The organism is Pseudomonas sp. PKS, from assembly GCF_051913525.1.
Classification (GTDB): Bacteria; Pseudomonadota; Gammaproteobacteria; order Pseudomonadales; family Pseudomonadaceae; genus Aquipseudomonas; species Aquipseudomonas guariconensis_D.
Map to the genome: position 1 here is coordinate 83,534 of NZ_JBEGDO010000002.1, position 14,608 is coordinate 98,141.

Genomic DNA, 14,608 nt, shown 5'->3' on the forward strand with positions numbered 1-14,608 from the left:
GATGATCGTAGTAGAAGGCCTGACCAAGCAGTTCAAGGGCCAGACCGTGCTCAACGGCATCGACCTGACCGTCCAGCCCGGCGAAGTGGTGGCCATCATCGGCCCCAGCGGTTCGGGCAAGACCACCTTCCTGCGTTGCCTCAACCTGCTGGAAACGCCCGACGCCGGACGCATCCAGATCGGCGACATCAGCATCGACGCCAACCGCTCGCTGGGCAGCCAGCAAGGCGCGATCCGGCGCTTGCGCCAGCAGGCCGGTTTCGTGTTCCAGAACTTCAACCTGTTTCCTCACCGCACCGCCCTGGAGAACGTCATCGAAGGGCCGGTGATCGTCAAGAAGACGCCCCGGGACAAAGCCATCGAACTGGGCCGGCGCCTGCTGGCCAAGGTCGGCCTGGCTGGCAAGGAAGACGCCTACCCTCGGCGGCTGTCCGGTGGCCAGCAGCAACGGGTGGCCATCGCCCGGGCCCTGGCCATGGAACCGGAAGTGATCCTCTTCGACGAACCGACCTCTGCGCTCGATCCTGAGCTGGTCGGCGAGGTGCTGGCGACCATCCGCGGCCTGGCCGAGGAAAAGCGCACCATGATCATCGTCACCCACGAGATGAGCTTTGCCCGGGACGTGGCCAACCGGGTGATCTTCTTCGACAAGGGCGTGATCGTGGAGCAGGGCGAAGCCAAGGCGCTGTTCGCCAATCCCAAGGAAGAACGGACGCGGCAGTTCCTGCGCAAGTTCCTGGGCACCGCGGCCGGCTGATTTTTCTCGCTCTCACCACTGACCTATTCGCGGGTAAACCCACTCCCACAGTTCTGTAGGAGCGGGTTTACCCGCGAATGCGTGCGCGTGGGCGACACAAAAGTCTGACTTCTATACATAGTCCAAAAAGTTAGTTCATAAAGTTTTTATAAGCGAATAGGGTATATAGACCGGACCACCGGACCAGCAAACGTCAGTCGCTGCCAGCGACGCTTTCAACTTTTGTGAGGTAAGGAATGGTCTGGTCCACAAGCGATCTCGACAGCTCACCCCCGCTACTGCCGGCCAAGGTATTGCGCAACGACGCCGAGGCCCTGCAGGCCGCTCAGGAACTGGCCGACGCGGCCCGTCAACAGGCCTCGCGCCGCGACCAGCAGCGCAAGCTGCCCTGGGCCGAGATCGAACAATTCACTCGCAGCGGCTTGGGTAGCATCAGCATTCCCAAAGCCTTTGGCGGCCCCGAGGTCTCGTTCCAGACCATCGCCGAAGTCTTCCGCGTGATCAGCGCCGCCGACCCGGCCCTGGGACAGATCCCGCAGAACCAGTTCGGCATGATCCAGCTGCTGCGCCTGACCGCCACCGAGGCCCAGCAGGCCGCGCTGTTCCGCTCCGTGCTCGACGGCTGGCGCATCGGCAATGCCGGGCCTGAACGTGGCACCAAGGACACCCTCAAGGCACGGATCACCCGTGACGGTGAGCGCTATCGCATCAGCGGCGAGAAGTTCTATTCCACCGGCGCCCTGTTCGCCCATTGGGTGGCGGTCAAGGCCCTGGATGAAGAGGGCCGCCAGCGCCTGGCCTTCGTCCGCCGGGGCAGCCCGGGTCTGCGCATCGTCGATGACTGGTCCGGCTTCGGCCAGCGCACCACCGCCAGTGGCACCGTGTTGCTGGATCAAGTCCCGGTGGACGCCGAGCTGGTGGTGGACAACTGGCGCCAGCGCGAGGTGCCCAACACCCAGGGCGCGGCCTCGCAGTTGATCCAGGCCGCCATCGATGCCGGTATCGCCGAAGCGGCCATCGACGATGCCATTGCCTTCGTGCGGGAAAAATCCCGCCCTTGGATCGAAGCCAAGGTGGACCGGGCCAGCGATGACCCCTATGTGATCGCCGACATCGGCCGTCTGAAGCTGGAGCTGCATGCCGCCGAGGCGTTGCTGCGCAAGGCCGCCCAGGTACTCGACGAGGTCAACGCCGGTCCAGTGGACGAGGCGTCGGCAGCCCGCGCCTCGATCGCCGTGGCCGAGGCCAAGGTGCTGACCACCGAAGTGGCCTTGCAGGCCAGCGAGAAGCTGTTCGAGCTGGCCGGCAGCCGCGCCACCCTCGCCGAGTTCAACCTCGACCGCCACTGGCGCAATGCCCGCGTGCATACCCTGCACGACCCGGTGCGCTGGAAGTACCACGCCGTTGGCGCCTGGCACCTCAACGGTACCCGCCCTGCCCGTCATTCCTGGATTTGAGTGAGCCTGCGCCGGCACCTGCACTGAACCCTGTGGGGCTGGCGACAGCCTGCGATGGGGCACGGAGCGGCCCCTTACGATCCGCACTGGAGAAACACATGAACGCACTGACCCACCCCACCCCCAAGGCGGCGGTCATCACCAGCGATGCCCAGGCTCTGGCCGTCGCCGAGGACCTCGCCCAGCAGTTGCAGCGCGACAGCGCCCAACGCGACCGCGAACGCCTGCTGCCCTACGCCGAACTCGAGCTGTTCACCCGCTCCGGCCTATGGGGCATCAGCGTGCCCAAGGCCTTTGGCGGCGCCGGCGTGTCCAACGTGACCCTGGCCAAGGTCATCGCGCGCATTGCCCAGGCCGATGCCGCCCTGGGCCAGATTCCGCAGAACCACTTCTATGCCCTGGAAGTGCTGCGGGTAAACGGCACTCCCGAGCAGCAACAGCGCCTCTACGCTGAAGTCCTGGCGGGCCGACGCTTCGGCAACGCATTGGCCGAGCTGGGCACCAAGACCGCCCACGACCGCACCACCCGCCTGAGCCGCGACGGCGATGGCCTGCGTATCAACGGTCGCAAGTTCTACGCCACCGGCGCCCTGTATGCCCAGCGCATTCCCACCTCGGTGGTCGATGATGCCGGCGTTCAGCAGCTGGTGTTCGTACCCGCCGACAGTCCAGGCTTGCAAGTGATCGATGACTGGAGCGGCTTCGGCCAACGCACCACCGGCAGCGGTTCGGTGGTGTTCGACAACGTGCCGGTGCGCGATGAAGACGTGGTGCCGTTCCAGAGCGCCTTCGATCGCCCGACGCCCGTTGGCCCCCTGGCGCAGATCCTTCATGCCGCCATCGACACCGGCATCGCCCGCGCAGCCCTCGAGGACGCTCTGCACTTCGTGCGCACCCGCAGCCGGCCGTGGGTCGACGCGGGGATCGACAAGGCCAGTGACGACCCGCTCACACTCAAAAGCTTCGGTCATCTGGCCATCCGCCTGCACGCTGCCGAGGCCTTGCTGGAGCGGGCCGGGGAGTTCCTCGACCGGGCCCGCGACGACAGCAGCGCCGATAATGTCGCCGCTGCCTCCATTGCCGTGGCCGAGGCCCGGGCGATCAGCACCGAGGTCTCCCTCGCCGCCGGCACCACCCTGTTCGAACTGGCCGGCAGCCAGGCCACCCTGGCCGAGCACAACCTCGACCGGCACTGGCGCAACGCCCGGGTGCACACCCTGCACGACCCGGTGCGCTGGAAGTATCACGCCATCGGCAATTACTACCTCAATGGGGAAAACCCGCCGCGTCGGGGGACCATCTGATGGCCAGAGAGATCCTGCTCAACGCCTTCAACATGAACTGCGTCGGGCACATCAACCACGGCCTGTGGACCCATCCACGGGACACCTCGACCCAGTACAAGACCCTGGCCTACTGGACCGACCTTGCGCGCCTGCTGGAGCGCGGCTTGTTCGATGGCCTGTTCATCGCCGACATCGTCGGCACCTACGACGTGTATGGGCAGTCGCTGGACGTCACGCTCAAGGAGTCGATCCAGTTGCCGGTCAACGACCCGTTGCTGCTGGTCTCGGCCATGGCCTCGGTCACCCGCCACCTGGGCTTCGGCCTGACCGCCAACCTCACCTACGAGGCGCCCTACCTGTTCGCCCGGCGCCTTTCCACACTCGACCACCTGAGCAATGGCCGGGTCGGCTGGAACATCGTCACCGGCTACCTGGACAGCGCCGCCCGGGCCATGGGCCTGGCCCAGCAACCCGAGCACGACCGGCGCTACGACCAGGCCGATGAGTACCTGCAGGTGCTGTACAAACTGCTCGAAGGCAGCTGGGATGATGACGCCGTGGTCGCTGACCGGGAGCGGCGGGTCTACGCCGAACCGGGCAAAGTGCGCAAAGTCCAGCATCAGGGCGAGTTCTACAAGGTCGAGGGCTACCACCTGTGCGAGCCTTCGCCCCAGCGCACGCCGGTCTTGTTCCAGGCGGGCAGTTCGCCCCGGGGCCTGGCGTTCGCCGGCCAGCACGCCGAGTGCGTGTTCATCAGCGGCCAGGACCAGGCCGCCACCCGCGCCCAGGTCGACAAGGTCCGCGCCGCCGCCCGGGCCGCTGGCCGCGACCCACAAGCGATCAAGGTGTTCATGGGCATCACCGTGATCGTCGCGCCCACCGAAGCCCAGGCCCGTGCCAAGCATGCCGAATACCTGCGCCATGCCAGCCCCGAAGCCGGCGTGGCGCACTTTGCCAGCTCCACGGGTATCGACTTCGCCGCCTATGGGTTGGACGAGCCGATCGGCTTTGCCAAGGGCAACGCGATCCAGTCCGCCACGCGCCAGTTGCAGGACAACGCCTGGACCCGCCGCCGTCTGCTGCAGCAGCACGCCTTGGGCGGGCGCTACGTGACTCTGGTCGGCGCGCCCGAGCAGGTCGCCGAGCAGTTGATTGACTGGATCGACCATACCGGCCTGGATGGTTTCAACCTGACCCGCACCGTCACCCCGGAAAGCTTCGAAGACTTCATCGACCTGGTGGTGCCCGAGCTGCAAAGGCGTGGCCGCTACAAGACCGCCTACAGCGAAGGCACGCTGCGCGAAAAACTGTTCGGCGCACGTCACGCCTACCTTCCCGCCGGCCACCCCGGCGCCTCCTACCGCAACCCGATCCCTGCCCCGACTGGAGCCCTGCACCATGCTTGAGAAACTGTTCCGGCCCGTCGCGGCCGCTGTCTTGTCCCTGAGCCTGACCGGCGCCGCCCTGGCCGCCGAGCCGCTGAAGATCGGCACCACCGCAGCCTTCGCCATCCCGCTGGAAGCGGCGGTGGAAGAAGCCCACAAGCAAGGCCTGGAGGTGAAGCTGATCGAGTTCAGCGACTGGATCGCCCCCAACGTCAGCCTCAACAGCGGCGATATCGACGTGAACTACTTCCAGCACATCCCGTTCCTGGAAAATGCCAAGGCCGCCGCCGGCTTCAACCTGGTGCCCTACGCCCCCGGCATCATCAACAACGTCGGGCTCTACTCCAAGCATTACAAAAGCTTCGCCGAGCTGCCCGAAGGCGCCAGCGTGGCCATCGCCAACGACCCGATCAACAGTGGGCGCGGCCTGCAATTGCTGGCCAAGGCAGGGCTGATCACCCTCAAGCCGGGCGTGGGCTACAAAGCCACCGAGGACGACATCGTCGCCAACCCCAAGAAGCTGAAGATCTTGCAGGTCGAAGCCGTGCAACTGGTGCGGGCCTATGACGACGCCGACCTGGTCCAGGGCTACCCGGCCTACATCCGCCTGGCCAACAGCTTCGATCCGACCTCGGCGCTGCTGTTCGACGGCCTGGAGAACAAGGAGTACGTGATCCAGTTCGTGATCCGCCCACAGAGCAAGGACGACCCGCGCCTGGCGAAGTTCGTCGACATCTACCAGCACTCGCCGACCGTGCGCGCCGCGCTGAACAAAGCCCACGGCAGCCTGTACCAGGCCGGCTGGGAGGGCTGAGATGAGCAACGCCAGCGCCCTCAAGGCGCCTGTCCCGCACACTTCGCCGCCTGCCCGCGAGCAGGCCCTGCGCCCGGAGGTCAATCAGGCCCATGTGCGCTTCATCGGCCTGGGCAAGACCTACCCTGGCCAGGCGCAACCTGCCTTGCAGGGCATAGACCTGAACATTCGTCGCGGCGAGATCTTCGGCATCATTGGCCGCAGCGGCGCCGGCAAGTCGTCCCTGCTGCGCACCATCAATCGCCTGGAGCAGCCCAGCCAGGGCCGGGTGCTGATCGACCAGACCGACATCGCCCCCTTCGACGAAGAGCGCCTGGTCGCCCTGCGCCGACGCATCGGCATGATCTTCCAGCACTTCAACCTGATGTCGGCCAAGACCGTGTGGCAGAACGTCGAGCTGCCCTTGAAGGTCGCCGGCGTGTCCAAGGCCGAGCGCCAGCGCAAGGTCAGCGAGCTGCTGGAGCTGGTGGGCCTGGCGCACAAGCATCACGTGTACCCGGCGCAGCTGTCGGGTGGACAGAAACAACGCGTCGGCATCGCCCGGGCGCTGGTACATGACCCCGAAATCCTGCTGTGCGACGAGGCCACCTCGGCACTGGACCCCGAAACCACCGCCTCGATCCTCGATCTGCTGCGTGACATCAACCAGCGCCTGGGGCTGACCGTGGTGCTGATCACCCATGAAATGGCGGTGATCCGTGATATCTGCCATCGAGTCGTGGTGCTCGAACGCGGCGAAATCGTCGAGCAGGGCGAGGTCTGGCGGGTGTTCGGCTCACCGCGCCACGAGGTGACCCGCACCTTGCTCGCGCCCTTGCAGGCCAGGTTGCCCGCCGCCCTGCAGGCCAATCTGCGCGCCAGCCCGACTGGCCCCGGGGATGCCGTGGTCCTGCGCCTGAACCTGCTGGGCGAACCGCAGCTGTCGGACGTGTTCGACGACTTGGGCGGGCGGATACGCCTGCTTCAAGGCGGCATCGAGACCATCGGTGCCCACGCCCTGGGGCAACTGGTACTTTCCGTGCAGGGCTCGCCCCATAGCTCGCACCAATTGCTCGAGCGCGCCAGACGCTGGGCCGAGAACGCGGAGGTACTGGGTTATGTGGCTTGATCGTCTGCTCGAAGGGTTGCTCGATACGCTGTTGATGGTGGGCGTGTCGTCGCTCATCGCGCTGTTGGTCGGTGTACCGATGGCGGTGCTGCTGGTCACCAGCGACAAAGGCGGGATCTTCGAAGCGCCTGTGCTGAACCGAACGTTGGGCGCGATCGTCAACCTGTTCCGCTCGATTCCGTTCCTGATCCTGATGGTCGCGCTGATTCCCTTCACCCGCCTGGTGGTCGGCACCACCTATGGCGTGTGGGCCGCCGTGGTCCCGCTGACCATCGCCGCCACGCCATTCTTCGCACGGATCGCCGAGGTGAGCCTGCGCGAAGTCGACCATGGTTTGGTCGAGGCGGCGCAGGCCATGGGGTGCCGACGCTGGCACATCGTCTGGCATGTGCTGCTGCCCGAGGCGCTGCCAGGCATCGTAGGCGGCTTCACCATCACTTTGGTGACCTTGATCAACTCCTCAGCCATGGCGGGCGCCATCGGGGCGGGAGGATTGGGCGATATCGCCTATCGCTATGGGTACCAGCGCTTCGACAGCCAGATCATGCTGACCGTGATCGCCATGCTGGTGGCGCTGGTGGCGGTGATTCAGCTGGGCGGGGACCGCCTGGCCAAGGGGTTGAACAAACGTTAGCGCTTGGGGCCGCCGCGCCCCATCGCAGGCTCCGCCAGCGCCTACAGGTCTGTGGGACGTGCGAAGCCTGCGATGGGCTGCAACGCAGCCCCAAGCCTCTCAGCTCCAGTGGAAGTCCACCGCCGGCACCGGCCGCCCGTACCAGTACCCCTGCCCCAGGTCGCACTGCTGCTCGAGCAGGAAGCGCGCCTGTTCGGCCTGTTCGATCCCTTCGGCATGCACCTGCATGCCCATGCTCCTGGCCAGGGCGATGATCACCCGCACGATGGCAATGTCGTCTTCGTCGCAAGGCAGGCCCGCCACGAAGCCCTGGTCGATCTTGAGCTTCTGCACCGGCAGACGCTTGAGCCGCAGCAGCGAGGAATAGCCCGTGCCGAAATCGTCGATGGCCAGGCTAATCCCGAGCTCACGCAGCCGGTGCAACTGCTCAAGCGCCACTTCCGGGTCTTCCATCACCGCGCTCTCGGTGACTTCCAGCTCCAGCAGGGCTGGATCCAGGCCGGTATCGTGCAGCACCTCGGCCACCTGGCGGTACAGCTCGCGCTGGCCGAACAGGCGGCTGGAGATGTTCACCGCGACGAACTGCAGCCCCCGCCCTTCGACCTGCCATTGCACCATCTGCCGGCACGACTGGCGCAGTACCCAGGCGTCGATTTCGGCGATCAGCCCAGTGCGCTCGGCAATAGGGATGAACTCGCCCGGTGAAACCATCCCACGGGTGGGGTGCTCCCAACGCACCAGTGCCTCGACGCCCACCAACCTGTTGGTCAGCAAGTCATGCACCGGCTGGTAGAACACCCGCAGCTCCTGCTGCTCCAGCGCCCGGCGCAGATCGCCGGCGGTCTCCACGCGTTGCTGGGCGTGGGCGGTCAGTTCCTCGGTGTACAAGGCGTAGCAGGCGCGACCGTTGTTCTTGGCCTTGAACAATGCCGCATCGGCGTTGCGCAGCAGTTGCGCGGCGCTCTGTGCATCGCTTGGGAACAGGCTGATACCAACGCTCACGCTGATGAACAGACGATGCCCCTCGAAGACGAACGGATCGCGCATGCGTTCGATGATGGCCTGGGCCAAGGTCGCGGCCTGGCCTACCTGCGGGCAGCTCTCGGCCAGCACGGCGAATTCGTCCCCGCCCAGGCGCGCCAGGGTCACGCCACTGCCCAGCACCTCGCGCAGGCGCTCGCCCACCAGCTTGAGCAACTGGTCGCCCAAGGTATGGCCCAGGCCATCGTTGATGCTCTGGAAATGGTCGAGGTCCAACAACAGCAACGCGCACCCGCGCTTGTTGGCCTGGGCGGCCGCCAAGGCCTGCTCGGCGCGGTCGTTGAACAGCAGGCGGTTGGGCAGCCCGGTCAGCGGGTCGTGATGCGCCAGGTAGGCGAGCTCCTGCTCGGTGTGCTTGATCGCACTGATGTCGCTGAACACTGCCACATAATGGGTGAGCGCACCTGCGTCGTCGCGAATGGCGCAGATCGTCTGCCACTGCGGGTAGATCTCGCCGCTCTTGCGACGGTTCCAGATCTCCCCGCTCCACTCGCCTTTCTCGGCCAGCGAAGCGTAGATCTGCTGGTAGAACGGCAGGCCATGGCGACCGGACTTGAACTTGCTCGGGCGCTGGCCGAGGACTTCGTCCTGGGCGTAGCCGGTGATGCGCATGAAGGCGCGGTTGACGTGCACGATCAGGCCATTGCTGTCGGTCACCAGCACGCCTTCGAGGGTGCTGTCGAACACCGCTGCAGCCATGCGCAGGCGCTCGCGATCCTCGCTGCGCAGCTGTGCACCGATGCCGATGAAATTGAGCAGGCGGGCACGGGAGACGAAGATCAACCCGGTGGTGAGCAGCATCCACACGAACGCATTGACCTGCCGCGCGACCGCCAGCACCTCGGAATCATCGAAAAGCCCCTGCAACACCTGCTCGGACATCACCATCCAGAGCAACGAGAACACCAAGTACAGCGCAGCCATGCGCAAGGCGTCGCGAACGGAAACAGACATGTCGGGTGGATAAGCCCATGAAAAAGAATGGGGCATTATAAAGGCTGAAACATGCCGTGACTTCCTATCAGAAAGGGTGACTGGTTTTATTTCCTCACCCGGCGATAATGCCCGCGCGGTTCCCCTGTTTTTTCGAGGGTCTCTACACCTATGTGGTACTCCGGTTTTCTCGATCTGTCGGCCTGGCAACTGGTCGGCGTCACCCTGCTGATGACCCACGTGACCATCATCAGCGTCACCCTCTACCTGCATCGCTATTCCGCCCATCGCGCCCTGGAGCTCAACGCCGGGCTCAAACATTTCTTCCGCTTCTGGCTGTGGCTGACCACGGCGCAGAACACCCGCGAATGGACCGCCGTCCATCGCAAGCACCACGCCAAGTGCGAAACGCCGGACGACCCCCACAGCCCGGTCTACAAGGGCCTGGGCACCGTGCTGCGCAAAGGCGCCGAGCTCTATCGCGAAGAGGCACGCAACCCCGAGACACTGCGCATCTATGGCAAGAACTGTCCGGATGACTGGATCGAACGCAACCTCTACTCGCGCTACAAGCTTGGCGGCGTGGCCATGATGGCGGTGATCGACCTGCTGCTGTTCGGCACCATCGGCATCACTATCTGGGCGGTGCAGATGATGTGGATTCCCTTCTGGGCTGCGGGCGTGGTCAATGGCCTGGGCCATGCGTTGGGGTATCGCAACTTCGAGTGCCGGGACGCGGCCACCAATTTGGTGCCCTGGGGCATCGTGATCGGCGGCGAGGAGCTGCACAACAACCACCACACCTACCCCAACTCGGCCAAGCTCTCGGTCAAGCGCTGGGAGTTCGACATGGGCTGGATGTGGATTCGTCTGCTGTGCCTGCTGCGCCTGGCCAAGGTCCAGCGCGTGGCGCCCATCGCCCATCGGGTCGAGGGCAAGGCGCACCTGGACATGGACACCGCCATGGCGATCCTCAACAACCGCTTCCAGATCATGGCCCAGTACCGCAAGCTGGTCATCGCGCCACTGGTCAAGCAGGAGCTGGATCGGGTCGACACCTCGGTGCGCCACCACTTCCGCCGCGCCAAGCGCCTGCTATCGCGTGAAACGAGCCTGCTGCAGGACCGCCACCACGTGCGCATCGAGTCCATGCTCGCCCACAGCCAGTCGCTCAAGACCATCTATGAAAAACGCCTGGCCCTGCAACAGATCTGGGCCCGCACCAGCGCCAACGGCCACGACATGCTGGCCGCCATGAAGGACTGGGTCCACGAAGCCGAGGCCAGCGGCATCCAGGCGCTGCGCGACTTCGCCGACCAGCTGAAAACCTACTCCCTGCGCCCTTCCGGCGCCTGAGCACCGTTGATCGGCACGCCTCGCCCTGGGGCGTGCCGACCGGAACTTCACTCCACTGCCCGACTCAAATCCGACATATCGCCCGCGTGGCGGGCCGGATCGTGGCCGCACGCTTTCACGCCGAGAATCGCTCCGTGCTCATGGCCAAAGATCTCACCTTGACCCTCTTCGGCAATCCACCGCCCGAAGCTGCACAGACCCTGCTCGCCCTGCTCCATGCCCAGGGCGAAGTCGCCCGCCTGAGCGAACGCGAGCAGCTCTACAGTTCGCTGCTCGACAGCGTCAACGCCGTGCTGTGGGCGTTCGACTGGGAGAGCCGCCGAGTGCTCTATGTCAGCCCCGCCTACGAGCGTATCTTCGGTCGCCCGGCCAGCCTGGTACTGGCCGATTACAACGCCTGGCGCGACAGCATCTACCCGGACGACCTGGAATACGCCGAGCGCAGCCTGGCGCAAGTGCTGGACACAGGTTCGGTGGAAGATCGCGAATACCGCATCATCAACGCCGCCGGCCAGGTCCGCTGGCTGAGCGACAAGTGCTACGTCAACCAGCAGCGCGACACCGATCAACGCGTGATCATCGTCGGCATCGCCGAGGACATCACCGAGAAGAAACAGCTCGAAGGCGAGCTGCAGCGCCTGGCCACCACCGATGTGCTGACCCAGAGCAGCAATCGCCGCCACTTCTTCGAGTGCGCCCGCCAGGCCCTGGAAACCGCCCGGGAGGAAGGCAAGCCCCTGGCCTTCCTGCTGCTGGACATCGATGATTTCAAACAGATCAACGACACCTATGGCCATCAGGAAGGTGACCAGGTGTTGCAACGCATCGCCGACAGCGGCCGTGCCGTGCTACGCCGGGGCGATCTGTTCGGGCGGATCGGCGGCGAGGAGTTTGCCGCCGTGTTCCCCGGCTGCACCGCCCAGATCGCCGAACAGATCGCCGGACGGCTGCAACGGGAAATCCAGCACTTGAGCTTCAGTCATGGGCAGCAGGTGTATGGCGTCACGGTCAGCCAAGGCGTGACCGAGCTCACCGATGCGGACGAGCTGATCGACACCCTCTTCGCTCGCGCCGACGCCGCCATGTACCAGGCCAAGCGCCAGGGCAAGAACCAGATCGTGCGCGGCTAAGGCTGGGCACGACCTCAATCCTGCCTGCGCAACCGACTCAGCTCCGCCATCCCTAGTTTGAGCAGGCGAGCCGTCTTGCCGCTGGCGACTTTCTCGAGGCCCTGCTCCGCCGGCAGGCGCGACAGTTGCCCGGCCAGGTTCATGGCCAGGATTTCCCGGGAATAGACCCCACCGCCGAGCTGATAGATCGCGGCGATCAGCTCGCGCAGGCTCAGCGGCAGGCGCCATCGAGTGCGCAGCGCCGAGCCAAAAGCGGCGCCAAATTCATTGAGCGACAGTTGTACCTGGTCCTCGTCCAGCTCACCGCCCGCCAGGCACCACTCCTGCAGGCAACGCAGCACGGCCAGATCGCCCAGGCAATGCAGCAAACCCGCGCAGTAGCAGCGTTCTTCGTCGAGTTCGAGCAGGTGCGCCAGGCTGCGGGCATACTCTGCGGTGTGCAGCGAAAGGTCCCAGAAATGCGCCGCGTGCCGCGCCAGCAACGGGTCACTCAGGCGCGCACTGCGCTTGAGGGCCAAGCCCAGGATAAGGTTCATGCTTTGGGTGCTGCCGAGCTTGTTCAACGCCTGCAACAACGTCTGCACCGGTACTTCGCTGTGCAGAGCGGCACTGTTGGCAGCGGCAATCAGCACCGCCGTGATCTGCGGATCGTTGCGCACCTCTTCCTCCAGCGTCTTCAGGTTCAGCCCCTGGGGGTTGAGCGCACGCTTGATTGCCACCTGCACATCGGCCAGCAGCGGCCCGCCATCGGCGCTGGCGCGGCGCTGCTCCAGATAGGCCGGCAGCTTGATGCCCGGCTGCAAGGCCGGGGTCGGACAGGCGACCTGCTCACCCACCTCCAGCAGGAGTTTTTCCAAGCGTTTGCGCAGGTTGTCCAGATCCAGAGGTTTGCTCAAGTAAGCGGTGGGATGCAGCGGCAGCACCTCATGCACGCTGGCGCTGTCGCTGCGCTCACTCATGAGGATGAATGGCAAGGTAGCGGTTTGTTGCTTGGCACGCACGTTGCGCAGCAAGTCCAGGCCGTCGCCGCCGACCAACTCGCGGGCGGCGATGATCAGGTCGGGCTTGCTCGCCAGCGCGGCCAAGGCCTCCGGTCCATTGGCACAGACCTGCAAACGGGCATCGCAGCGGACGCTGAGCAGCATGTCGCGGAGCATGTCGCGCACCCAAGGATCGCCTTCGGCAATCAGTACGCAAGGCGGGATGGGGTTGGCAGCGCTCATCGGCGGGCTCCTGGTAATCCTTGACACGCAATCCGTTGCAGCATCCTGGGCAAATCCTCGGACAACGATAGCGTCCCGTGCCTGGCTTGGGCATAAAAAAAACCCGCCGAGGCGGGTTTTTTTCTGCAGCGTGTCACATTCAGGCCAGCTCAGCGAAGCACTCTTCGATGATTGCCAGGCCTTTGTCCAGCAGCGCGTCTTCGGCGGTCAGCGGAACCAGGATACGCAGGACGTTGCCGTAGGTACCGCAGGACAGCAGGATCAGGCCCTTGTCACGTGCCTTGGCCACAACCTGGGCAACGGCAGCGGCGTTCGGGGTGTGGGTGCCTTTCTCGAAGACTTCCACAGCGATCATGGAGCCCAGGCCACGCACGTCACCGATGATCGGGTGCTTTTCCTGGATCTTGCGCAGGCCAGCGGTCAGACGCTCACCGACAGCCTTGCTGCGGTCCAGCAGTTTCTCTTCTTCGAACACCTTGATAACGGCCAGGGCCGCGGCGCAGGCGATCGGCGAACCGGCGTAGGTGCCGCCCAGGCCGCCCGGGGCGATGGCGTCCATGTACTCGGCCTTGCCGCACACACCGGCCAGCGGGAAGCCGCCAGCGATGGACTTGGCGAAGGTGGTCAGGTCAGGCGCGACGCCCATCTGTTCCATGGCGAAGAAGGTACCAGTACGGCCGGCGCCGGTCTGGACTTCGTCGGCGATCAGCAGGATACCGTGCTGGTCGCACAGGGCGCGCAGACGCTTCATCAGCTCTTTCGGCGCTGGCAGGAAGCCGCCTTCGCCTTGTACCGGCTCGAGGATGATGGCAGCGATGTCGCGTGGCTCGGCGTCGTTCTTGAAGATGCGCTCGACCGAGGCGATGGCGTCGTCAACGCTGATGCCGTGCAGTTCGCTCGGGAACAGGGCGCGGAAGATGCCGCCTGGCATCAGGCCCATGCCAGCGGAGTAAGGCACGACCTTGCCGGTCAGGCCCAGGGTCATCATGGTGCGGCCGTGGTAGCCGCCGGTGAAGGCGATCACGCCGGCACGGCCAGTGGCGGCGCGGGCGATCTTCACGGCGTTCTCGACGGCTTCGGAACCGGTGGAGACCAGCAGGGTCTTCTTGGCGAAGTCGCCAGGGACCATGGCGTTGATCTTCTCGCACAGCTCTACGTAGGGCTCGTACGCCAGAACCTGGAAGCAGGTGTGGCTGACTTTGGTCAGCTGCTCTTGAACGGCGGCAACCACTTTCGGGTGCAGGTGGCCGGTGTTCAGTACTGCGATGCCGCCGGCGAAGTCGATCAGTTCGCGGCCTTCAACGTCGATCACGGTCGAGTTCTTCGCGGTGTCGACGAAGATCGGGTGGATCTGGCCAACGCCACGTGGGACGGCGTTGACACGGCGTTGCATCAAGGATTCGTTGGTCTTGCTCATAATGCCCTCATTCGCGCCGACGATAATGGCGCTGTTATTCGGGGGTGGCTGGGGTCGTTCACGATCA

At 65.1% G+C, this 14,608-nt stretch carries 12 protein-coding genes; 9 read left to right on the forward strand and 3 right to left on the reverse strand.

The features are described from left to right. The first annotated feature begins 1 nt into the window (after window position 1). The 7 genes from tcyN to ABOA88_RS02710 all read left to right on the forward strand — a co-directional run bounded on the left by tcyN (window position 2) and on the right by ABOA88_RS02710 (window position 7,441). Complete coding sequence (gene tcyN, locus ABOA88_RS02680) at window positions 2-757, forward strand: L-cystine ABC transporter ATP-binding protein TcyN (RefSeq protein ID WP_196167952.1); 756 nt, start codon at window positions 2-4, stop codon at window positions 755-757. 236 nt (window positions 758-993) lie between these two features. Beyond that, window positions 994-2,214 (forward strand): SfnB family sulfur acquisition oxidoreductase, encoded by a 1,221-nt coding sequence (locus tag ABOA88_RS02685; protein WP_367850618.1) that lies wholly within the window; start codon window positions 994-996, stop codon window positions 2,212-2,214. A 98-nt stretch (window positions 2,215-2,312) separates the two neighbouring features. Further along, window positions 2,313-3,518 (forward strand): SfnB family sulfur acquisition oxidoreductase, encoded by a 1,206-nt coding sequence (locus ABOA88_RS02690; protein ID WP_367850617.1) that lies wholly within the window; start codon window positions 2,313-2,315, stop codon window positions 3,516-3,518. Further along, window positions 3,518-4,906, forward strand: a complete 1,389-nt coding sequence (locus ABOA88_RS02695; protein WP_367850616.1) for an LLM class flavin-dependent oxidoreductase — start codon at window positions 3,518-3,520, stop codon at window positions 4,904-4,906. The genes ABOA88_RS02690 and ABOA88_RS02695 overlap by 1 nt, the downstream gene beginning before the upstream one ends. Continuing rightward, window positions 4,899-5,699 carry a MetQ/NlpA family ABC transporter substrate-binding protein gene (locus ABOA88_RS02700; RefSeq protein ID WP_367850615.1) on the forward strand — a complete coding sequence of 267 codons (801 nt, stop codon included), beginning with the start codon at window positions 4,899-4,901 and terminating at the stop codon, window positions 5,697-5,699. Before ABOA88_RS02695 ends, ABOA88_RS02700 begins: the two co-directional genes overlap by 8 nt. Before the next feature lies 1 nt (window position 5,700). Then, window positions 5,701-6,807, forward strand: coding sequence for a methionine ABC transporter ATP-binding protein (locus ABOA88_RS02705; protein WP_367850614.1), 1,107 nt, complete (start codon window positions 5,701-5,703; stop codon window positions 6,805-6,807). Continuing rightward, window positions 6,797-7,441, forward strand: a complete 645-nt coding sequence (locus ABOA88_RS02710) for a methionine ABC transporter permease (protein WP_196167958.1) — start codon at window positions 6,797-6,799, stop codon at window positions 7,439-7,441. Before ABOA88_RS02705 ends, ABOA88_RS02710 begins: the two co-directional genes overlap by 11 nt. A 99-nt stretch (window positions 7,442-7,540) precedes the next feature. Here the strand turns inward: ABOA88_RS02710 and dibA are convergent, their stop codons facing one another. Then, window positions 7,541-9,436, reverse strand: coding sequence for a phosphodiesterase DibA (dibA, locus tag ABOA88_RS02715; RefSeq protein WP_367850613.1), 1,896 nt, complete (start codon window positions 9,434-9,436; stop codon window positions 7,541-7,543). 150 nt (window positions 9,437-9,586) lie between these two features. Here dibA and desA point away from each other — a divergent pair, with 150 nt between their 5' ends. Both desA and ABOA88_RS02725 read left to right on the forward strand, forming a co-directional pair. Next, complete coding sequence (gene desA / locus ABOA88_RS02720; protein ID WP_196167960.1) at window positions 9,587-10,771, forward strand: delta-9 fatty acid desaturase DesA; 1,185 nt, start codon at window positions 9,587-9,589, stop codon at window positions 10,769-10,771. Between the two features lie 98 nt (window positions 10,772-10,869). Beyond that, complete coding sequence (locus tag ABOA88_RS02725) at window positions 10,870-11,901, forward strand: GGDEF domain-containing protein (protein WP_437437072.1); 1,032 nt, start codon at window positions 10,870-10,872, stop codon at window positions 11,899-11,901. Between the two features lie 14 nt (window positions 11,902-11,915). On the opposite strand, the gene ABOA88_RS02730 is transcribed toward ABOA88_RS02725, so the two are convergent. Both ABOA88_RS02730 and gabT read right to left on the reverse strand, forming a co-directional pair. Continuing rightward, the gene (locus ABOA88_RS02730) at window positions 11,916-13,124 is read right to left on the reverse strand and encodes an HDOD domain-containing protein (RefSeq protein ID WP_367850611.1); all 1,209 of its coding nucleotides are present in this window, start codon (window positions 13,122-13,124) and stop codon (window positions 11,916-11,918) included. Between the two features lie 139 nt (window positions 13,125-13,263). Then, window positions 13,264-14,541: a 4-aminobutyrate--2-oxoglutarate transaminase gene (gene gabT / locus ABOA88_RS02735; RefSeq protein ID WP_196167962.1), complete on the reverse strand. Its 1,278-nt coding sequence runs from the start codon at window positions 14,539-14,541 to the stop codon at window positions 13,264-13,266. Window positions 14,542-14,608 lie beyond the last annotated feature (67 nt).